Origin of the sequence: Pectobacterium sp. 1950-15, assembly GCF_037136835.1 — a bacterium.
In the GTDB taxonomy this organism is placed as follows: Bacteria; Pseudomonadota; Gammaproteobacteria; order Enterobacterales; family Enterobacteriaceae; genus Pectobacterium.
The window spans coordinates 129,353-151,159 of the sequence record NZ_JBBBQR010000011.1 but is presented as its reverse complement, the minus strand read 5'-3'; the positions used below and the strand labels follow the sequence as shown (position 1 = coordinate 151,159).

20 protein-coding genes are annotated in these 21,807 nt (G+C 55.9%); 10 read left to right on the top strand and 10 right to left on the bottom strand.

Going from position 1 to position 21,807, the window contains the following annotated elements:
• Positions 1–375: 375 nt before the first annotated feature.
• The 9 genes from metF to metB all read right to left on the bottom strand — a co-directional run bounded on the left by metF (position 376) and on the right by metB (position 11,847).
• A complete protein-coding gene (gene metF / locus WCT94_RS14050) occupies positions 376–1,272 on the bottom strand; it encodes a methylenetetrahydrofolate reductase (protein ID WP_040043755.1) in 897 nt (298 codons plus the stop codon).
• Between the two features lie 529 nt (positions 1,273–1,801).
• Positions 1,802–2,659, bottom strand: a complete 858-nt coding sequence (locus WCT94_RS14045; RefSeq protein ID WP_336870043.1) for a phosphodiesterase — start codon at positions 2,657–2,659, stop codon at positions 1,802–1,804.
• Positions 2,611–3,615 (bottom strand): LacI family DNA-binding transcriptional regulator, encoded by a 1,005-nt coding sequence (locus tag WCT94_RS14040; RefSeq protein ID WP_336870042.1) that lies wholly within the window; start codon positions 3,613–3,615, stop codon positions 2,611–2,613. The genes WCT94_RS14045 and WCT94_RS14040 overlap by 49 nt, the downstream gene beginning before the upstream one ends.
• Positions 3,612–4,418, bottom strand: a complete 807-nt coding sequence (locus WCT94_RS14035) for an ABC transporter permease (protein WP_039281140.1) — start codon at positions 4,416–4,418, stop codon at positions 3,612–3,614. The genes WCT94_RS14040 and WCT94_RS14035 overlap by 4 nt, the downstream gene beginning before the upstream one ends.
• Positions 4,415–5,254 carry an ABC transporter permease gene (locus tag WCT94_RS14030; RefSeq protein ID WP_039281143.1) on the bottom strand — a complete coding sequence of 280 codons (840 nt, stop codon included), beginning with the start codon at positions 5,252–5,254 and terminating at the stop codon, positions 4,415–4,417. Before WCT94_RS14030 ends, WCT94_RS14035 begins: the two co-directional genes overlap by 4 nt.
• Before the next feature lie 183 nt (positions 5,255–5,437).
• Positions 5,438–6,571, bottom strand: a complete 1,134-nt coding sequence (locus WCT94_RS14025) for an extracellular solute-binding protein (protein ID WP_104209604.1) — start codon at positions 6,569–6,571, stop codon at positions 5,438–5,440.
• Positions 6,572–6,593: 22 nt separating this feature from the next.
• Complete coding sequence (locus tag WCT94_RS14020) at positions 6,594–7,760, bottom strand: ABC transporter ATP-binding protein (protein WP_336870041.1); 1,167 nt, start codon at positions 7,758–7,760, stop codon at positions 6,594–6,596.
• A 488-nt stretch (positions 7,761–8,248) separates the two neighbouring features.
• Entirely contained in the window at positions 8,249–10,684 is a 2,436-nt protein-coding gene (locus tag WCT94_RS14015; RefSeq protein WP_336870040.1) for a bifunctional aspartate kinase/homoserine dehydrogenase II, read from the bottom strand.
• A 2-nt stretch (positions 10,685–10,686) separates the two neighbouring features.
• Positions 10,687–11,847 carry a cystathionine gamma-synthase gene (gene metB / locus WCT94_RS14010; RefSeq protein WP_012772912.1) on the bottom strand — a complete coding sequence of 387 codons (1,161 nt, stop codon included), beginning with the start codon at positions 11,845–11,847 and terminating at the stop codon, positions 10,687–10,689.
• Between the two features lie 187 nt (positions 11,848–12,034).
• On the opposite strand from metB, the gene metJ reads away from it, so the two are divergent.
• From metJ to WCT94_RS13980, 6 genes are all read left to right on the top strand, one after another.
• Positions 12,035–12,352: a met regulon transcriptional regulator MetJ gene (metJ, locus tag WCT94_RS14005; RefSeq protein ID WP_005973355.1), complete on the top strand. Its 318-nt coding sequence runs from the start codon at positions 12,035–12,037 to the stop codon at positions 12,350–12,352.
• A 234-nt stretch (positions 12,353–12,586) separates the two neighbouring features.
• The gene (locus tag WCT94_RS14000; RefSeq protein ID WP_336870039.1) at positions 12,587–13,384 is read left to right on the top strand and encodes an ABC transporter ATP-binding protein; all 798 of its coding nucleotides are present in this window, start codon (positions 12,587–12,589) and stop codon (positions 13,382–13,384) included.
• A 9-nt stretch (positions 13,385–13,393) separates the two neighbouring features.
• Positions 13,394–14,356, top strand: coding sequence for an ABC transporter substrate-binding protein (locus WCT94_RS13995; protein WP_336870038.1), 963 nt, complete (start codon positions 13,394–13,396; stop codon positions 14,354–14,356).
• Positions 14,353–15,363, top strand: a complete 1,011-nt coding sequence (locus WCT94_RS13990) for a FecCD family ABC transporter permease (RefSeq protein ID WP_336870037.1) — start codon at positions 14,353–14,355, stop codon at positions 15,361–15,363. Before WCT94_RS13995 ends, WCT94_RS13990 begins: the two co-directional genes overlap by 4 nt.
• Before the next feature lie 97 nt (positions 15,364–15,460).
• A complete protein-coding gene (locus WCT94_RS13985) occupies positions 15,461–15,640 on the top strand; it encodes a type II toxin-antitoxin system HicA family toxin (protein WP_336870036.1) in 180 nt (59 codons plus the stop codon).
• Positions 15,641–15,667: 27 nt separating this feature from the next.
• A complete protein-coding gene (locus WCT94_RS13980; RefSeq protein WP_180779155.1) occupies positions 15,668–16,078 on the top strand; it encodes a type II toxin-antitoxin system HicB family antitoxin in 411 nt (136 codons plus the stop codon).
• Between the two features lie 126 nt (positions 16,079–16,204).
• Here WCT94_RS13980 and rpmE read toward each other — a convergent pair whose 3' ends face one another.
• On the bottom strand, positions 16,205–16,420 hold the full coding sequence (gene rpmE / locus WCT94_RS13975; protein ID WP_012772907.1) for a 50S ribosomal protein L31: 216 nt from the start codon (positions 16,418–16,420) through the stop codon (positions 16,205–16,207).
• Between the two features lie 273 nt (positions 16,421–16,693).
• On the opposite strand from rpmE, the gene priA reads away from it, so the two are divergent.
• The 4 genes from priA to hslV all read left to right on the top strand — a co-directional run bounded on the left by priA (position 16,694) and on the right by hslV (position 21,802).
• Entirely contained in the window at positions 16,694–18,892 is a 2,199-nt protein-coding gene (gene priA / locus WCT94_RS13970; protein WP_336870035.1) for a primosomal protein N', read from the top strand.
• Between the two features lie 321 nt (positions 18,893–19,213).
• A complete protein-coding gene (gene cytR / locus WCT94_RS13965; RefSeq protein WP_431892055.1) occupies positions 19,214–20,224 on the top strand; it encodes a DNA-binding transcriptional regulator CytR in 1,011 nt (336 codons plus the stop codon).
• Between the two features lie 88 nt (positions 20,225–20,312).
• On the top strand, positions 20,313–21,188 hold the full coding sequence (ftsN, locus tag WCT94_RS13960; protein ID WP_180779153.1) for a cell division protein FtsN: 876 nt from the start codon (positions 20,313–20,315) through the stop codon (positions 21,186–21,188).
• A gap of 83 nt (positions 21,189–21,271) precedes the next feature.
• Positions 21,272–21,802 (top strand): ATP-dependent protease subunit HslV, encoded by a 531-nt coding sequence (hslV, locus tag WCT94_RS13955; protein ID WP_005973334.1) that lies wholly within the window; start codon positions 21,272–21,274, stop codon positions 21,800–21,802.
• The last annotated feature ends 5 nt before the right edge of the window (positions 21,803–21,807 follow it).

The following is a 21,807-nucleotide window of genomic DNA, read 5'->3' as shown; positions in this document are numbered from 1 at the left end:
TACCACTAGGGTATCTGCCAGACTCTAGCCACGCTATAACAAGCAGGCTAACATCTTCAAGCGATTTGGCAGCGACAGCATTTTGTGTGCGTCGGGCAACAATACCCTTGCGAATGATGTCTGGAAAGCTGACCAGCGGCAAAGCAAGGAAAGCATCGAAACTGGTGAAGAGAAAATAGGATTGGATATTCAGAGGGGATAGCTAATCACGTCGCCGCGTGACCATCATACTGTGATGTGCCGTGCGAATAGGAATCTCATCCCTGAGACTCCCCCTTTTCATGGCCGCTGTAAGTCACGTTGACAGGTATTCCGATACCCTTATTCTTCATTACCGCATGCGGCCTCGTTCTTCCTGAAATATTGCGTGTCGCCTCAGCGTGCCACATCAGGGCGGACGCCCAGCGTATGGCAAATCGCATAGCTCAGCTCCGCGCGGTTCAGCGTATAGAAATGGAAATCTTTTACGCCTTCGCGGCTGAGAATTTTCACCATGTCCATCGCGATAGACGCCCCCACCATCTTGCGGGTTTCGGGATCGTTATCCAGACCGTCAAACATCGTCGTCATCCAGCTTGGCACACGGACGTTCGTCATCGTGGCAAACTTTTGCAGTTGCTTGAAGTTCGACACGGGCAGGATGCCCGGCACAATTTCGACATCGATGCCCGTCGCCACACAGCGGTCACGGAATCGCAGATAGCTTTCTACGTCGAAAAAGAACTGTGTAATCGCGCGATTCGCGCCGGCGTCAATCTTGTGTTTCAAGTTAATCAGGTCAGCCTGCGCGCTTTTCGCTTCAGGGTGCACTTCAGGATAGGCGGCAACGGAAATATCGAAATCGCCAACCTCTTTCAGCAGGGAAACCAGATCTGCCGCATACATATCCGGTTTGCCACCTTCTGGCGGCAAGTCGCCACGCAGCGCAACAATATGGCGGATACCGCTCTGCCAGTAATCCTGAGCGATTTCACGCAGTTGTTCACGCGACGCATCAATGCAGGTCAGGTGAGGCGCGGCTTCCAAACCTGTACGCTCTTTAATCGTTTTGATAATGCTGTGAGTACGGTCACGCTCGCCAGAGTTCGCCCCGTAGGTCACGGAAACAAACTTGGGTTTCAAGCTGCTCAGCCGATCAATAGAGTTCCACAGGGTTTCTTCCATATCGCTGGTACGCGGCGGGAAAAACTCGAACGACACATTAATTCGCCCCTGCAATTCCGCCAGACTTTGATTCAGCGCTTCCCGCTGGTTTGCGTGAAAAAAGCTCATACCTGCTACCCCGTTGACCGTGATTGTTATTATCATTCGCTACACGTCTATACGTTTAGACGTCTATATAGAAAATGACGTAATCTGCTTAAAGAGTCAACGTTTTTCAGCTCAGCAGGTGGTGATGATTACTCACGGTAAATGAAAAAAGTTCATGATGGGTTTCTCGCAAAAGCGCTGTCTCGTAGTCACATTGTTATGGAGACGCGGAGACAGTTTCGTGCGCGATAATGTTGCTATTTTCATGCTACCTCGTAGCACGCGCCCGACACGGGGCGGCTCACGCGCCGCTCGCCCCGTGACCCCAGGCTTTCGGCGTGAATTATGCCGCTACGCGGTGCCTTCGTCGGTATCTGACTTAACGGACCGCTTGCGACACGTTCCCGACGTGGCGCAAGCTCTCGCCGCGTCCTGCGGCTCATCCTAAGCCAGCTATCTCCTCAGCATAATTTTTTACGCCGGATAACAGCAAAACCCACAGAGCTCTGTATTATTTGCGTGCAATCACGATAACCTGGTAAATACGCCCTCAGCCACAGGGGAAATCGTGAAAATGTACGGTGTGCCCTTCTTCCGTCGTCAGAAAAATGGCGTACTGCGGGGCCTCCAGGCTGATCTCAAATCCGGGTGCGAAACGCAGGGCGGACTGATGATTGGTGCCGCGTATCGTGCTGAACGATATTCCTCGCCAGCCGCCGCTGGCAGGCCGATGGACGTGCCCTGCGGAAATATGCCGCACATTGCCGAAACGGTGACACACCTGATACAACGCCTCTGCCGCTTCGGGAGCCAATCGCACGCTATCCAGCGCCGGAAGCCCGATCGACATCGGAGGATGGTGCAGGAACAGGAACACATTCTTGCCTTCCGCTGCCTGAAGCTGTCGCTCAAGCCATGCCAGCCGCGCGGAACACAGCGTTCCGGCCACTTCACCGGCCTGCAACGAGTCCAGCAGAATGACGCAATCGTCCCCCACGGACGTCACGTTCTGCACAAACCCGTTCTCATCCACCAGCGTCGGGAATTGAGCCAAAAACATTTCCCGATCGTCGTGATTCCCCATCGTCACACACCAGGGAACCTGCAATTCAGCCAGCGCTGAGGCCAGAAACGTATAGGATGCCGCACTGCCGTCATCGGACAGATCGCCGGAGATGACCACCAGATCGGCATCGCGGTGGTGCGCGTTGATGTCGGCAATCGCTGCTTTCAGTTGCTGTTCTGGGTCGCGCCCATGAAACTTGCCACCTTGTGCGATCAGATGGAGGTCAGAAAGTTGAATCAGTTTCATATTATCCTCGATTTTCACTAGCCACGCGCTCTTGCCCGTCACTACCGTTACGCCGACTGGCGGCGGATTAGCGGAGCAGCCACTTTCGCTCGACACGCGGGTTCTTGTACCTGAGAATGGCGTCGATCGAGCAACGCCAACGCCTGTGCCGCCATCGTGGCGGGATCCTGACGAAACGTCGTCAACGCATAGGCATCCCACCCTGCGGCCGGAATATCATCAAATCCGATCACCATGAGATCCTGCGGAACGGCAAGCCCAAACTGCTTTGCGCGATCGATCACGCCGAACGCGACTAAATCGTTAACGCAGAACACCGCATCCGGCCTGACGGCTTCAGGCAGCGAAAACAGCGTCTGCCCGACTACCAGCCCGTCGCCATAATCCGTATCGCCGCCGCGCACCACGGCCACGGGCAGCCCTAACGCCCGCGCCTCATCACAAAACGCCTGTTCACGTTCAATGATATTGGGCGTTGCCGAAGCCGCTCCGGCCAGCGCCAGACGCGTTCTGCCTGATGAGGCAAACAACCGCGCCGCCATACGAGCTGCGGTGTCATTATCAATGTGTACGCTGTCACACGCCGGTTCGTGCCGCCCGATGACAATCAGCGGCTGACCGTTTAGCTGCGCCAGTTCAACGAACTCTTTCGGTGGCGAGCCGGAAAGCACAATCGTCGCTTCCGCCCGGTGACCAAACAGAATGGAACGCGCGGCCGCCATCGCCTCCCGCACATGGCCGGTATTGATGAGAACAGGAATCGAACCGCGTTGAATTAACGCCTGCGACAGTTCCGCCACCAGATTGGCACGAAACCCGACTTCAGGGTGCGTCACCACCAGTCCCACCAGACGGCTGCTGTTCGCCAGCAGGCCACGCGCTAAATCGTTAACCTGATAGCCCAGCTCCTGTGCCGCCGTCATCACCTTGGCATAGGTGGCAGCCGACACGCTTGCGCCGGGGGTAAAACTGCGGGATACCGCCGAGCGCGATACACCAGCCCGGCGCGCGACATCCTGTGCGCTGACGTAGCCCTGTTTACCCACCGTCATTTCCCTATCCTTGCCATGACATCGGCCTTCAAAAAACGCTCCACTACCAGCATGAACAGCACAGAAGGGATCAGCAGCACCAGCGCGGTAATAGAAGCGATCTGGTAGTTGCCGCCCGCTCCAGCGGTATAGAGCAGCAGCGGCATCATCTGCACATCTGGTGCTCCCACGAAATAGCTGCCGGTAAATTCATCCAGCGATTCGAGGAAAACAAAGATGGCGGACGCCATCAGCCCCGGCATAGCCAGCGGCAGGGTGATATCGACAAAGGCACGCCACGGTCCGGCACCAATCGATCGTGCCGCCTGCTCCATTTCACGCCCCACCGCCGAGAACGCCGCCGAGGCAATCCAGACGGCAAACACCAGTCCGTGAACCGTGTGAACCAGCACCACGCCCAGCAGCGTGCCGTTTAGCCCCCACTGATAGAACAGGCGAGCGATATTGACGTACACCGTCAGATTCGGAAACGCCTGCGGGATCAGGAAGACCAGCAGTATCAATCCACGAGCAGGCAGCGGCAGGCGTGCCAGCGCATATCCCGCCGGAATCGCCAGCGACAGCGAGGCCAGCACGGTGAACACCGCCACCAGCACGCTATTCCCCAACGCTTCCCAAGCCACCCCGCGCGGTGAAAATACCCGCTTCCAGAAGGCGAAGCCCCAGTCATTGGGCAACAGATGAGGATAGAACCATTTTTCCGCCACCGACCACAGCAGGAGGTTAGCCAATGGCCCAAAGATCAAGAAAATCAGCGTCCCCAGAATCAGCATTCTCGGGATCCACCACAGTACGTTCTTCATGCTTTATCCCTCATGTTCAGGCGGAGATAAATCACAGCAAACAGGCCAGTCATCAGCAGGGAAATTACCCCCAACGCATTCGCCACGCCATAATCGCCGTAGGCGTTAATGCGAAAGGCAATATTGGCGGTTAACATCGTCGGCGACTGGGCATTGATCATCATCGGTACGGACAGCACCGACATCATGGTGACGAAAGAGAGAATGAGCCCGGTGAGCAGCGTTTGCCCAACCTGAGGCACGACAATTTCACACAGAATACGCAAGCGCGACGCGCCTAAGTTACGGGCAGACTCAATCATCGTGCGATCCAGTGACGCCATCGCACCCGCGACCAGCAGCGCCACAAACGGCGTCTGTTTCCAGACAAAGGCGAACACGATGCCGCGCCAGTCCAGCCAGTTGCTGGCGCTGGCCATATCGACAATGCCGAGCGTATCCAGTGCGCCATTCAGCCAGCCGTTTTTGGCCAGAAACGTGCGTAAAATTTGCCCGGTCACGATAAACGGAATAAACAACGGCCAGCGATAGACCCAGCGCAGTAACGCCACCATACGTGGGCTTTCACCTAAGGTCAGGTAACCGCCGATCATGACCGACAGCAGGCCGATCAGCAGCGTCGCGAGGCTCACAATCAGTAAGGTAAACAGGATATCGGGCAGATACAGCGTCAATGCCGTGACAAAATTATCAATGCCCACGCCATTCTGGCTAACAAAAGCGCCCCCAACCGACAGCCCCAGCGGCGTGATAAAACAGACCGCCACCACCGCCAGCGCGGGGAGCACAAGTGCGATACCCGCCAGTCGGGAAGAAAATTGGGATACTTGCAACATGAATATCTCCGCGCTCTGGCTTCATCCCGCCAGAGCGCATGTGGTACTAAGTGTATATACCCTAAATAATTCGAGTTGCATTAAGGCGGCAACCGCACGAGTCCCCAGGAGCTTACTCAGGTAAGTGACTGGGGTGAGTAAGGGCGGCCAACGCACAAGCAGCTTGAAGTATGACGGGTATAATTACTTCGCCATCGCCTGCTCATAGGCGTTCAAAATCGCGGTGTGGTAAGGCGCGATAGGGAACGTCTTTCCTTTGCTCGCCAGCTCATCAGGCGTCACGTCCGTGAACAGACGTTGCCAGACTGCGGGTTTCAGCTCGGCCTGAACGTACTTGGCATCGATCCCCGGATACCAGTTAAAGCGTTCCACAATCCCTTCAGCCTGTACTTTGGCGCTGGTTGCCAGTTCGACAAACTGCTTAGCCAGTTCGCGGTTTGGTGCCTGAGCGGGGATGACATAGTGCATCGGCTGCCCCGGCATACCGGGCGCAGGCAGCAGCAATTTGAAATTGTCCGGCAGCTGTCCGCTCGCTTTCCAGGAATAGAACATGTCGACCCACACCGGTCCCATGGCAATTTCACCACGACTCAACATATCGAGCGTGCCAGCGTTACCCGGCGTTAACGTCACGTTCTTGTTAAAGGCTTTCAGCCGTTCAAACGCTGGCTGCCATTTCTGCGCTTCCGCTTCGTCAAACGGCCCGTTCATCAGCTTCTGGGCATCGCCGCCGTAAGCGTAAATCCAGCCCATCACGAAGCTCACGCCCGACGCGCCGCCTTTAATCCCGTTGTAGCCGAACATTTTCGGATTCGCGGCGGCCCACTGTTGGATTTCGTCATAGCTTTTAGGTGGGTTCGCTACCATGCTGGGGTTATAGGCCAGCGCTGTCTGGCTGCTGAACATCGGCATGACATAGCCTTTTACGTCCGTTCCCATGGCTTTATCCGCCGCAGCCATGCTAACCAGCTTACCGCTGGCAATATCATCGCGATATTTCAGCAGGTCGCCTTTTTGCACCATCGGACCGACAAATTTCTCATGCACGACCGCCACATCGGTGTCCCAGACTTTGGCACCCGCAGCCTGCTGTGCATTGAAACGCTCAAGAATCTTCTGCGACCCCGCATCACCCGGTCCGGTGCCGACTGCGCGTACTTTTACGCCGGGATGCTGTTTCTCAAACAGCGGCCCCAGATATTCATTGACATAGTCGACCATATTCTGGTCACCCGCCGTCAACACCGTTAATTCCTGAGCCTGTACAGCAGCCAGTGGTGTACTCATCATCAGCGTTGCAGCAAAAATGCGTTTCATCTCATTTGTCTCCAATTCAGGATCAGGCCGTCAGGCCGGGAAGCGGGGAATAACGTGAAGTGGTATCGGGTACCGCCGACGAAGACGTAGCCTCTTCTGCCAGTGGGAAAAGAAACAGCGCCTCGGCAGGGATCTGCACCGCAACCCGCTGCCCGATGGCATAGGGATGCGTCGCATGGACCTGTATCCGCCAGGTGCCGCTGGAAATCGTATGTAGCCAGTATCCGCCGGGGTAGCTTTGTGCCTGTACCGTGCCGTAGCGCATCAACACACCCGGCTGGATGAGCGGAACATCGGCTGCATCGTAAAGACATGCCGCTTCCGCACGAAAACGTGCTTCTATTGGGCCGGGCGGTAGCGACGTATTCGCCGGCACCAGCGAATGACTTTCGGCATCACCGGAAATCATCAGCATATCGCCGTCATAACGCGCGTCCAGCACCAGCCGATTCTCTGCGCCCATAAACGCCGCGACAAACGAACTGGCCGGATGGTGGTACACCTCTTGCGGGCTACCCGCCTGCATGATGCGGCCCTGATTCAAAATCACGATGCGATCTGCCATCACCATCGCTTCTTCGCGATCGTGCGTCACGTGGATGGCAGTCAATCCCAGCCGCTGTTGCAGCGCACGGATCTCATCACGCAGCTGTAGGCGAATGCGGGCATCCAGATTGGAGAGCGGTTCGTCCAGCAGTAAAATATCGGGCCTCACCGCCAGTGCACGCCCCAAGGCGACGCGCTGACGCTGCCCACCGGACAGCTCCGCAGGCTTACGGGCGCTCAACCCCGTCAACCCAAGCATGGTTTCCAGTTCCGCCACACGGCTGGCAATCTCCGCACGCGGTACGCGGCGTAAACGCAGCCCGTAAGCAATATGCTGTGCCACCGTCATATGCGGCCACAGCGCGTAACTCTGAAACACCAGCGCCATTCCGCGTTTCTCCGGCGGCGCTTGCGTCATATCCTGCCCGTTAACGCGAATCGCTCCCGCTCTCGGTGACGAGAACCCAGCGACCGTACGCAGTAACGTCGTCTTGCCGCATCCTGACGAACCGAGCAATGCCACGAATTCGCCCTGTGCAATCTCCAGATGGATATCGTTCAATACGACGGTCGTGCCGTATCCAACGTGTAGGTGGTCGATGACAATGTGCGGTGATGCCGCAGAGGAAGTTGTTTTTTGCACAGCTGTGCATTCCACGATAATCAAACAATGCGCTGATTGTGCGGTGACATCGTGTCAGTGGCGTGTTGTCACCATGACATTTCAATGACACGACTGGTGGGGAATATGGGGAAATACTCTAAACGCTCGCCTTATATAAGTGCGCGAAAGCTCTGCGGAGTTTGCCATTATCCGGCGTAAAAAATTATGCTGAAGAGATAGCAGGCTTAGGATGAGCCGCAGGGAAGCGGCTCAAGCTTGCGCCACGTAGGGAACGTGTCGCAAGCGGTCCGTTAAGCCGGATATCGAAGAAGGCACCGCGTCAGCGGCATAATTTTCGCCGGAAAGCCAGGGGTCACGGGGCGAGCGGCGCGTGAGCCGCCCCGTGTCGGGCGTTTGCTACGAGGTAGCATGAAAATGGCGGGGTTGTGGCGCACGAAACCGTCTCTTGGTCTGCATAAAAATATGACTAAGAGACGGCCAACGGTATGTCGCGCTTACAACAGGTTCTACAACAACTGCGCCAAGCGGTTCAGGTCAGACTGAAGCGCTCCTGCTGTCACATCGCGCCCCGCGCCCGGCCCACGGATAACCAGCGGGTTATCCCGATACCAGCGGCTTTCAATCGCAAACACGTTATCACCCGGTAACAGCGACGCCAGAGGATGATCGGGGCGAACGGCTTCAACGCCCACGCGCGCTTTCCCGTTGCTGTCAAAGCGTGCGACGTGACGCAGAACCAGCCCCATCTCCTGTGCCGCTTCCAGACGGCGCAGCATCTGATCGTTAAGCGAATCGCCGTTCTCGAAGAAGTAGTCGACGGAACCCTGTTCACAACCCGACGGCACCAGCGACTCAACCCGAACCTGACTAGGCTCAATATCATAGCCCGCCTCACGCGCCAGAATCACCAGCTTACGCATGACGTCCTGACCGGAGAGGTCAACGCGTGGATCCGGCTCGGTCAACCCCTGCTGACAAGCCTGATCGACCAGTTCGGTGAACGGCACGGTGCCGTCGAACTGCAAGAACAGCCAGGAGAGCGTGCCGGAGAAAATCCCGCTAATCGCCAGAATACTGTCGCCGCTTTCCCGCAGATCGCGTACCGCAAAATTGACCGGCAAACCCGCGCCCACGGTTGCGTTATACAACCAGTGGCGATCCGTTTTCGCAAACGCATCGCGGATCTGGCGATAGTTATTGCCACCAGATGCGCCTGCCAGTTTGTTGGCACTGATGACGTGGAAACCATAGCTGGCAAAATCCAGATACAGATCGGCGACCGACTCACTGGCGGTGACGTCCAACACCACCAAATCATCAAAGGGGTGCGCCCGCATCCACAGAAACAGATCTTCGCCATCTCGCTCCTGCGCTTCACTTTCGAAGAAAGCCAACGCGCGGCTGGCATCCAATCCATCATAGTTCAGCAGGCTGCGCGTACTGTCCACCACGCCAGCCAGGACAAATTCAAAGCCAGTACGTGCAGACAGATTGCTCTGCTCACGCGCAAACAGCTCCAGCCAGCGTGAACCAATATTGCCTTTGCCGAACAGCACCAGACCGATGCGCTTCTCTGCCCGGAACAGCGAATGGTGCAGCCCGCGAATCAAGTGCTCCGTCGGGCCGACACGCAGCACCGCCACCAGACTGATGCCATCATCGGCCTGGCGGACAAATTCAATCGGCTGATCTTTCAACTGCTGATAGAAACGGTGGCTATGCAGCGGGTTTTTACCCACGCCCGCACCAACCATCGCAACCATCGCCAGTCCGTCACGCTGGTTGAGTTCAACCGGCAGCGAGGCCTGTACCAGCAGCTGCAGCGCGCTATCCACCACTTCAGAGGTGTAGCACAGTTGCAGCAGGTTACGATCCTGATGAGCGCCGATTGCCAGCGGTTTCAGCTGCGCACGGTTCAGAAGCTGTTCGACTTCTTTTTGTAGCAGCGCGAAATCGTGTTCTGAAGGAACCTGAACTTCAATCAGGCACACGTCATCGTGGCTGGTGACAATTTTGGCACCCGAGCCCGAGGCCAGCACGCGTTCGATACGCGTCGACCCCTGTTCAGGCTGATAACTGCAACGCAGTTGTAGGTCGATATCGCTGCCGGAAACAGGCTGCAACGTACGCGTATGCAGTACCGGCGCAGCCAGACGCGCCAGCTCACTGGCTTCATCCAACCGCAGCAGCGGCAGCAGACAGGCGTCTTTCACTTTGCGTGGATCGGCGCTATAAACCCCAGCGACGTCGCTCCAGATAGTCACACGTTCAACCCCCGCCAGCGCACCAATTTGCGTGGCGGAGTAGTCACTTCCGTTGCGCCCCAGCAGCACCGTTTCACCCGCGTTATTACGACAGATAAAACCCGTTACCACTAAACGCTGCCCTGCGTGTTGCGTCAGATATTGCTGCAACAGCGGCCAGGAACGACCTTCATCAACCTGCGGCTGCGCGGCACGTTCTGCACAGAGAAAGTCGCGCGCATCCAGCCAGGCCGCATTCATATCCGACTGATTCAATACGGCGGACATCAGACGAGCCGACCAGATTTCACCGTGTCCGACAACTTCGGCGTAAACGGCATCGGTAATCTTGCCATCCAGCAGCGTAGCCAACCGCTCCAGATCGCGAATAAACTGAGCGGTCAGCGTCTCTGCCGTTTGCGCAGGCAGGAGGCCGGCAATCAGTTCGCTGTGATAGCGGCGTAACGCCTGCTGCACCTGATGCGCCGACAGACGATCGCTCTGACTGAGTTTCAACCAGCTAATCAGTTGGTTTGTGGTACTGCCCGCGGCAGACACCACCATCAAATCACCGGGGTGGCTATACTCCGCCATAATACCAGCTACGCGCAGGTAACACTTCACATCGGCCAGACTGCTACCGCCAAACTTATGCAGTTGTCGGCCCGTTACCGATGGCGCTACTCCTAATGCACTCATTCTTACCTCTTGGCTGCGGCTTGAAACGCACGATCCAGATCGGCAACCAGATCATCGCCGTCTTCAATGCCAGTGGAAATACGCAGTAATGTTTCAGAGATACCCGCCGCGGCACGCGCTTCTGGCGCCATACCGGCATGCGTCATCGTTGCCGCATGAGAAATGAGACTTTCAACCCCGCCCAGCGATTCCGCCAGCGTGAACAGCTCCAGCGATGCCAGAAAACGCCGCAGGGTATCTTCATCACCATCCAGCTCAAAACTTAGCATAGCGCCAAAGCCAGATTGTTGACGGCGGGCAATATCATGACCGGGATTGTTCGGCAGTGAAGGATGGTACAACGCCTTCACCAGCGGCTGCGTCTGTAAGAATTCAACGATTTGTTGCGCGTTACGCTGCGCGGCTGCCATGCGCGGCGCCAGAGTACGCAGGCCGCGCAGCAACAGATAGCTGTCAAACGCCGCGCCTGTGACACCGATATTGTTCGCCCACCAGGCCAATTCAGTAATGGTATCGGCATCTTTGGCGATTACCGCACCCGCCACCACATCAGAGTGGCCATTCAGGTACTTGGTGCACGAATGCACCACCAGATCGGCACCCAGCTCCAGCGGCTTCTGCAACGCCGGGCTCAGGAAAGTGTTATCCACCACGCTAACCGCACCCGCTTCACGCGCAGCCTGACAAATCGCGGCAATATCCACGACACGCAACAGCGGATTGCTCGGGCTTTCCACCAGCACCAGCTTCGGCTTTTCTGCCAGCGCCGCGTTGAGTGCAGCGGTATCACTTTGATCGACAAATTTGACGCGAAACGCGCCGCGCTTATTCAGGCTGTCAAACAGACGATAGCTGCCGCCGTAGCAATCATGCGGCGCCACCAGCAAATCGCCGGGACGCAGGAACACCGTACAAACCAGCATAATCGCCGACATTCCGCTGCTCGTCATTACCGCACCTGCGCCACCTTCCAGTTCGGCAAGCGCACGCTGTACGACATCACGCGTGGGGTTACCGCGACGCGAATAGTCGTGTGCGCGTGGCTGGTTGAACCCGGTAAAGTTATACGTGCTGGAAAGGTGAATGGGGGGGACGACGCAGCCATACTGTTCATCATCATTTAACCCACTGCGGACTGCGATCGTTGCCTGTTTACGCGTCATCGGCTCATTTCCTGGCTGGAGGCTGAAAAGATAGGAACTTAAGAGTAAACGCAGTTTCAATAGACGTCAATACATCTAGACATCTAAACCTCTTTGCGTATAGATTGAGCACAGGCAGAATAACCGTTAGAATCGTGGCATTTCATGACAGATGCTGTCTTCATTAGATTAATTTTTAAGGTATCCCATGGCTGAGTGGAACGGCGAGTATGTCAGCCCTTACGCTGAACACGGTAAAAAAAGCGAGCAAGTCAAGAAGATAACAGTATCTATCCCTCTGAAAGTATTAAAGATACTGACTGACGAACGCACGCGTCGTCAGGTGAACAACCTGCGCCACGCCACCAACAGCGAACTGCTGTGCGAAGCGTTTCTGCACGCGTTCACGGGTCAACCGTTACCGAATGACGAAGACCTGCGTAAAGAACGCAGCGATGAAATTCCTGAAGCCGCGAAAATCATCATGCGCGAAATGGGTATCGACCCGGATACGTGGGAATACTGATCGCGTTTGCGCTATCGATTTTCTCGCTAACCCCGCCTTCTCCGGCGGGGTTTTGCTATGCAGAGAATCCCGCTCAACACATCACTCTTCATTAACCTCTAAAACCTCGCCCCTCCACCGCTCGCACTTCTTCCGAACGCTTCGTCTTCCACTCACGCTGTGAATCGGGATTGCATTTAATTTGTTATGTTATAACATATCACTTTTAACCTATAACGGTGATATGCCCGCATCATGACAGAGCCTCTCTCCGCCAGCCCCGTGCTGCTACAGCTGCACCATGTTTCCGTTGCCGACGCCAATCGCGCACCGAGGCTCAGTGATATTTCTCTGTCCATGCAGGCGGGTGAACGTTTAGCGCTGATTGGGCCCAACGGCAGCGGCAAATCCACGCTGCTACGTGTGTTAACCAGCGAGCTCGGCACGACAACGGGATACATTCATCTGAACGGTCAGCCGCTGAATACGCTCAGCCGCCATGAGCGAGCAAAGCGCATCGCGATTCTGGCGCAGAATGATACGCCAGATCTGCGTCTGCGGGTCGCGGAATATGTCGCTCTGGGGCGGATTCCCCATCACGGATTCAGCACGCCTGCGTACGATCGCCAGCTCATCGAAGAAGCGCTGGACGATACCGGATTATTACCACTGCGCCACCGCCTGCTAGGCACGCTCTCCGGTGGGGAGCGTCAACGCGCCGCGCTGGCGCGCGCTTTTGCGCAAACGCCGCAGCTCCTGCTGCTGGATGAACCGACAAACCACCTCGATCCGTTGGCGCGCGCACAGCTGCTGTCTCTGGTACGGAAACGCGGCATTTCAACGCTGGCAGTGCTGCACGACCTGCCCCTCATCACGCCCTTTGCCGATCGCGTCGCCGTTTTGCAACAGGGCACGCTACTCCGCTGGGGAACGCCTGCACACGCGCTGAGCGCCGACTGTGTGAAATCCGTCTTTGGGATGGAGAGTTTTACGGTGCCGCATCCGATAAACGGCTCGCCCATTCGCATCTTTGAAGCCCCTGAACTGCACTAAGGAATTCTGATGAAAATAACGCTTCTGTCTGGACTGCTGGCATTGACGTCGTGCTGGGCGAACGCCTCTGGTTTTCCGGTCACGGTCGACAGCTGTGGGCAACCGTTAACGTTCACCCAGCCGCCGCAGCGTGCCGTTATTCATGACCTGAATATGACGGAAATGGCATTTGCACTTGGGTTGCAAAAAAGTATTGTCGGGCTGACGGGTATCACTGGCTGGTATAAAGCCCCCCCTGACTTTATCAAACAGCAGGGCACGATCCCTGAGCTGGCAGCAAAGTACCCAACGTTGGAAAACCTGCTGGCCGTACACCCGGATTTCTTCTTTGCAGGGTGGAACTACGGCATGAAAGTCGGTGGTGAAGTCACGCCGCAAGCGCTGAAAAAATATGGCATTCAGACGCTGGTGCTCAGCGAAAGCTGCGTTTTCACCGAACCGCAGCAGCAGCGTCCGCGAGCCAGCATGGATCTGCTCTACGGCGACATGCTGAAACTGGGGAAGATCTTCGGTAAGCAGGAACAAGCTCAGGAACAGATTGACGGCTGGAAACAGCATATTGCTGCCCTGCAAACCCGTATTGGCGATCGGCCAAAACAGACGGTTTTCCTGTATGACTCTGGCGACGATAAGCCGTTTACCAGCGGGAAATTTGCCATGCCAACTGCCATCATTGAGGCGGCGGGCGGCAAGAACGTCATGGACGATATGGAAACGAGCTGGGCCTCGACATCGTGGGAAGGCGTAGCGGCACGCGAGCCTGATTTTATTATTTTGCTGGATTACCAGACGGGCAATGGCGCAGATGCGTTAAGACGTTTTCTGGAATCACACCCGCTGATGAAATTTACCCCCGCCGTACAGCAGCATCGCTATCTGAAGCTGCAATATGCGGAGCTCACTCCGGGGCCGGCGAATATCGCGGCCGTCGATAAACTGGCGCACGCACTCTACCCGGATGCCTTTCAGTGAGCCCAACGTCTTCACGTTATGCCGCAACCTTCGTTATTGCGCTGCTGATACTGGTCGGGCTGATGCTGGTAAATATTGCGACAGGCAGCACGACAATTCCCCTCACGCAGGTCGCCAGCGTCTTAGGGTTATCATCGGCGGATGTCTCGCCGATGACGTCACGTATCATTCTGGAACTGCGCATTCCCCGCAGCCTGCTGGCGGCACTGTGCGGTGCGGGGTTGGCGATGGTCGGAGCCTTTTTGCAAACGGCAACCCGTAACGATCTGGCCGACCCTTTTCTGTTTGGTCTGTCTGCCGGTGCCTCGGCGGGGGCGGTCGCCGTTATCACCCGTTTTGGCGAACAACTCGGTGACTGGGCGCTGCCGATGGCGGCTTTCTGTGGCGGTATTTTATCGGCCGTCGCCGTGACGGTGTTGTTCCTGCTGCAACAGGCGCGCGGTGCAGAACGTCTGATCATTTGCGGATTGGCGATCTCGTTTCTGTTCGGCGCACTGACGAACTATCTGGTGTTTTCCGGCGATCAGCGGGCCGCCAGCTCGATTCTTTTCTGGTCGCTGGGCGGGCTGGGCCTTGCCCGTTGGGACACGTTACCTTTTGCGGTGTTCAGCGTTCTGCTGCTATTCGGCCTCACAGCCCTACGCTGGCGTGCGCTTGATGCTCTGCTGGCTGGCGGACAAACCGCGGCCTCAATGGGGGTTAACCTGTCTCGTGTTCGGGTGGAAATTTTCATCTGCTGCGCTTTTGCCACCTCGCTACTGGTTGCGCTGACCGGCGTGATCGGTTTTATCGGCCTGATGATTCCCCATCTGGCCCGCCCGCTGAGCGGCGTGCTACACAAGAGGCTTCTGCCAATGACAGCCGTACTAGGTGCGATACTGCTGTGCGGTGGCGATTGGCTCAGCCGGCAGCTACTGGCACCACAGGAATTGCCCATCGGGATTATTACGGCGGGATTAGGCGGCATCTTCGTTCTGGGGATGCTGGTAAAACGTCAGCAGGGATGAAAAATGTAAGTTCAAAATAACTCCAATAACTCTAAAATGTTGCCTGCCGGAGTTATTGGGGTTATTGTTATTTAATAAAAGGGAGCGGAGTGCAGGGATGGATAGCAGGACGTTAATCGCAGAAATCAAGGCCGATGGGTGGGATCTGATACGAGTGAACGGAAGCCACCACCATTTTATGCCCCCCAGCAAACCGGGATTAGTCACAATCCCCCACCCCAAGAAGGATTTACCAATAGGTACGGTAAAAAGCATCAGGAAACAGGCAGGAATATGATCATCGCTGACTCGAAGAGGCTGAATTATGTTTTATCCCATTGCAATTGAAGCAGGCGACGATACTCATGCATACGGCGTAACAGTACCAGATTTACCGGGCTGTTTTTCTGCAGGCGATACGCTAGACGATGCTATCGCGAATGCTAAAGAAGCGATTACCGGACATATCGAGCTACTGGTTGAGATGGGTCAGGATATTCCCACCGTATCAACAGTAGGTCAGTTAGCAAAAGGGTCTGAGTATGCAGGATACACGTGGGCGGTTGTTGATATTGATGTAACTCGTTTAATGGGTGGCTCAGAAAAAATTAACGTTACATTGCCCAAATCGCTGATTGACCGCATTGATCGTTGTGTGGCGAGTAATCCAGAATTTAAAAGTCGTTCGGGTTTTCTTGCACAGGCGGCATTAGAGCGAATTTCGTCTTCCCGATGAACAATTTCTTGATGAACAATGCTGACACGCCAGAAACAACAAAGGCACCTGTCGGTGCCTTTGTCGAAAGTTACTATGTCAAAAGGGGCAATGCCAAAAAGGACAGTGCCAATTGACCAGTAAAACTTATTTTTTAGTGCCTGGTACGGAGAAACGCTTGTTGAAGCGGTCAACACGACCACCCGTTGCAACATCACGTTGTTTACCGGTGTAGAACGGGTGGCATTCGCCACAAACGTCCAGGTTCAGGTCACGACCCACGGTAGAATGGGTTTTAATCACGTTACCGCAAGAGCAAGTTACAGTAACTGCAGAATAATTAGGGTGAATACCTTTTTTCATGGGGAAACCTCAGTTAAGGCCGTGTCGCTATCCAGCCCTGTTCCGCCAGACACCACACGAAAGTTGTATAAGTAAGTTTCATTATGCAAACGGCACAATGGCGGCGGATCATACAGAATCCGCTACCCTGATGCAATCGCATCCACACATTATCCCTTGCAGCATGTACACTAGCGCCTTGCGTTATTTTCACCCCGCGTCGCGCATGATACAGACCACTCGGTTATGTCATTGATCGCCGCGCCAATCTACGTCGACTATCACGGAGAAGTTATGTCTGTCGCTCAGGTCGCTTTGCCCGTGCCATTGGCACGTACATTCGATTATTTGCTACCCGCCGGAGGCATCGCTCCGCAGGTCGGCGCGCGCGTCAGCGTCTCCTTTGGTAACCGTAAAGCGATCGGCATTATTACCGCGCTGAGCGACACCAGCGAACTTCCGCTTGAGCAATTAAAACCCGTGCATGACGTGCTGGACGAGCAGCCGCTGTTCCCCCCCAGCCTGTGGCGCATTTTGCTGTGGGCCGTTGAGTACTATCACTACCCGATTGGCGAAGTGCTGTTCCACGCGCTGCCGATCCTCCTGCGTCAGGGAAAACCCGCACACCGCGCCCCACTCTGGCAATGGTTTGCCACCGAACAAGGTCGGGCGACGCCGCTCAGCACGCTCAAACGCGCCGTGAAGCAGCAGCAGGCGCTGGCAGCTTTACTTCAGTCGCCGCTTTATCGCCACCAGGTGAGCGAAATCGGGCTGACGGAAACGGCGTTGCAGGCACTGCGTAGCAAAGGGCTATGCGAATTACAGGCTGCGGAGCAAACGCTTCATGACTGGCGTCAAAGCTTTAGTCTGGCAACTGACCGGCTGCGTCTGAACACCGAACAGGCTACTGCCGTCGGTGCGATCCGCAGCGAAGATAACCACTTTGCCGCCTGGCTGCTCGCGGGTATCACCGGTTCGGGCAAAACCGAAGTCTATCTCAGCGTGCTGGAGAACGTACTGGCGCAGGGCAAGCAAGCGCTGGTGTTAGTGCCGGAAATTGGCCTGACGCCGCAAACCATCGCCCGCTTTCGCGAACGCTTTAACGCGCCGGTGGATGTACTGCACTCGGCACTCAACGACAGCGAACGCTTGGCCGTCTGGCTACGCGCTCGCAGTGGCGAAGCGGCCATCGTTATCGGGACGCGATCAGCGTTATTTACGCCCTTTGCCCGTTTGGGGCTGATTGTGATCGATGAGGAACACGACAGCTCCTATAAACAGCAGGAAGGCTGGCGCTATCACGCCCGCGATTTGGCGGTATTCCGCGCCAGAGAGGAAGACATTCCCATCGTTATGGGGACGGCGACGCCCGCGCTGGAAACGCTGTATAACGTCCAGATCGGCAAATATCGTCGTCTGAACCTGACCAAACGAGCGGGCAATGCCGCGCTGGCCAAACAGCACGTTATCGATCTGAAAGGGCTGCCGCTAACGGCGGGGTTATCTCAACCGCTGATTACTCGCATCCGCCATCATTTGACGAACGATAATCAGGTCATTTTGTTCCTTAATCGGCGCGGATTCGCCCCGGTGGTGATGTGCCACGAATGTGGCTGGATTGCCGAGTGTCAGCGTTGCGATCACTACTATACCTATCACCAGCATCAGAAGATGTTGCGCTGCCACCACTGTGACAGCCAGCGCCCGGTGCCGCAGCAGTGCCCCAGCTGCGGCTCGACGAATATGGTGCCCGTCGGTCTGGGCACCGAGCAGCTTGAGCAAAGCCTTGCGCCGATCTTTCCCGATGTTCCGATCACCCGCATCGACCGTGATACCACCAGCCGCAAAGGGGCGCTTGAGCAACAGCTCTCGCAGGTCAGGCAGGGCGGCGCACGTCTTCTCATCGGCACACAAATGTTGGCGAAAGGCCACCACTTCCCTGACGTAACGCTGGTTGCCCTACTGGATGTGGACGGTTCGCTGTTCTCTGCCGATTTCCGCGCGGCAGAGCGTTTTGCCCAGCTCTATACTCAGGTGGCGGGTCGCGCGGGACGTGCAGGCAAGGCAGGCGAAGTGGCGTTGCAAACTCACCACCCGGAACATCCGCTATTACAAACGCTGCTGCAACAGGGCTACGATGCCTTTGCCAGCCAGGCACTTACCGAACGGAAAAGCGTTTTTCTGCCGCCGTTTACCAGCCATATCCTCTTCCGCGCTGACGATCACGATAATCAGCAGGCCGCGTTATTCCTCCAGCAGCTGCGTAATTTACTGGAAGCAAGCCCGCTGCGGGATGAATCACTCTGGCTGTTGGGCCCAGTCCCTGCCTTACAGCCAAAACGTGCGGGGCGCTTCCGCTGGCAGCTCTTGCTACAGCACCCTTCCCGAGCGCTATTACAAAAACTGGTCAGAACCTCAATGGCGCTGATCGGCACGCTGCCGCAGGCACGTAAAGTGAAATGGATGCTGGATGTCGACCCCACGGACGGTTAGCGTTTCCTGTTAGATCATTTCGTTTTTTTGCCACGCCTTTTTTGCGAGCGGCGTCGAGAACACGATATTCATCACACTTTCTGTGCAAATTAAGCAACAAAACCTGCGTTCAATCTGTTATCACTGTCGGCGCAGGCAGTATGCTGAGGCTGGTCGTGTACTGACGCATAGCGCCACTCCATCGGCATACTGCACCGAAAAGCGTTACCCGTTATCATAGAGAGTCAGCAGGCAGGAGCGTTCTGCTGACAGTCAGCGCCAGTTAACGCTGACGCAAGGAGAAAAGCGTTGAAGCAGAAGAAAGGCGTCACCACGGCGACGATGAAAGACGTGGCGGATGAGGCGGGCGTTTCCACCGCAACCGTATCCCGAACGTTAATGAACCCAGAAAAAGTCTCTGCGACCACCCGCAGGAAGGTCGAGCAGGCCGTCATCGCCGTTGGCTATTCGCCCCACGCGCTCAACAGGAACCTCAAGCGTAACGAGTCACGCACGATCCTGACGATCGTGCCAGATATTTGCGATCCTTATTTCTCTGAAATATTTCGCGGGATCGAGGAAACGGCAGCCGAACACGGCTATCTGGTGTTGATTGGCGACTGCGCCCACCAGCATCAGAAAGAAAAAACCTTCGTCGACCTGATTATTACCAAGCAGATCGACGGCATGCTGTTACTCGGCTCTAATCTGCCGTTTGACGCAGGCCAGGAAGAGCAGCGTAATCTGCCGCCAATGGTGATGGCGAATGAGTTTTCACCGGATCTGGCTCTGCCCACAGTGCATATCGATAACCTGACCGCCGCCTTTGAAGCCGTACATTATCTGCATCAGGCGGGTCACCAGCGCATCGCCTGTATTGCCGGCCCAGAGCACATGCACCTGAGCCAATATCGCCTACAGGGCTATATTCAAGCCCTGCGGCGCAACGGGATTCTTATCGATAATCAGTATATCTTTCGCGGTGATTTCACCTACGAAACCGGAATAAATGGCCTGATTGCGCTGATGCAGCACCCACAGCCGCCCAGCGCGATTTTCTGTCATAGCGATCTTATGGCGCTGGGCGTACTGGCGCAGGCCAGAAAGATGGGACTGGATATCCCGCGCGACCTCTCCGTCATCGGTTTTGACGATATCGAACAGGCACAGTACTGCTGGCCCCCGCTGACTTCTGTCGCCCAACCGCGTTATCAGATCGGACGCGAGGCAATGCTGCTACTCTTAGAGCAGTTGCAAGGCAACACGGTACAAAGCGGTTCCCGTCTGTTGTCCAGCGAACTGGTTATACGCGACAGCGTCGCCGCGCCGAATTACGCCCGTAACAGGCTTTAAGACTTCAGGTGCTGGTCAAATATTTGAGGGTTCAGTAACATGACCCCCTAATTATGTTATTTACTTATAAATTCACAGCGAAACAACAGTGGCACAAAGAGACTACGTGAGCCGGGGACGTTCATCAGGGACGCGTCGGAAAACGACAAATAGCCGAAAAAAAGGCAAGGCTTCAGGTGCATCAAAAACGATGATCGCACTCGCTGTTGCCGTTTTGGTCACCTTCGCGGGCGGTCTGTACTTTATCGCCCATAACAAACCGGACGAGTCCCCCGTTCTGCCGCATCAAAACGTGGGCAAAGGTAATGGGCTGCCACCTAAGCCGGAAGAACGCTGGCGCTACATCAAAGAGCTGGAAAATCGTCAGTTGGGCGTCACAACGCCAACGGAGCCTTCTGCAGGTGGTGAGATCCGCTCGCCGGTACAGTTGACCGATGAACAGCGCCAATTGTTAGAACAGATGCAGTCTGATATGCGTCGTCAGCCAACGCAGCTCTCTGAGGTGCCGTATAACGACCAGACGCAGGTTCCGCGCTCTCAGGTAACGATTAAGCCGTCGACGCAACCGATGCAGCAGCCGCCTGTTGTGACAACACAGCCCGCAACGCGTGCACCAGCGGTCACGCAAACGACGCCTGTTGTTCCAAGACAAGAAACGCCAAGACAAGAAGCACCAAAACAGGAAGCGCCGAAGCAACAGCCGGTCAAACAGCCTGAAGCGCCAAAAGCCGAGAAAACTCAACGTTGGGCGATTCAGTGTGGTTCCTTCAAAACCATGGACCCTGCCGAATCAGTGAGAGCGCAGCTGGCATTTGCCGGTATCGAAAGCCGCATCACCTCTAACGGCGGCTGGAACCGTATTATGCTGGGGCCTTACAACAACCGTGCTGCCGCGGATAGCATGATCCAACGCCTGAAAAGCGCGGGCGCATCAAACTGTATTCCTCTTGCCAGCGGGGGTTGAAAAACCCCACGCCTTCCCCCATCTATAACATCAATGCGCCCCGAATCATGCGGGGATCTTTTTCTTCAAACGGGGACTGACTCGTGACAACAATTGTAAGCGTACGCCGCAATGGCCAGGTGGTCATTGGCGGTGATGGACAAGCCACTCTGGGCAACACCGTGATGAAAGGCAACGTGCGTAAGGTACGTCGTCTCTACCATGACCGCGTCATTGCTGGTTTCGCAGGCGGCACGGCGGATGCCTTCACCCTTTTTGAGCTTTTTGAACGTAAGCTGGAATTACACCAGGGTCATCTGGTGAAAGCCGCTGTCGAGCTGGCGAAAGACTGGCGTACCGACCGTATGCTACGCAAACTGGAAGCACTACTGGCCGTCGCGGACGAAAATGCCTCGCTGATCATTACCGGTAATGGCGATGTCGTGCAGCCTGAAAATGACCTGATCGCTATTGGTTCCGGTGGTCCTTATGCGCAGGCCGCCGCACGTGCGTTGCTGGAAAACACCGAGCTGGGTGCACGTGATATCGTCGAGAAATCTCTGGGGATTGCTGGCGACATCTGTATCTATACCAACCAGTTCCACACGATAGAAGAATTAGCCTCCAAGGCGTAAGGATC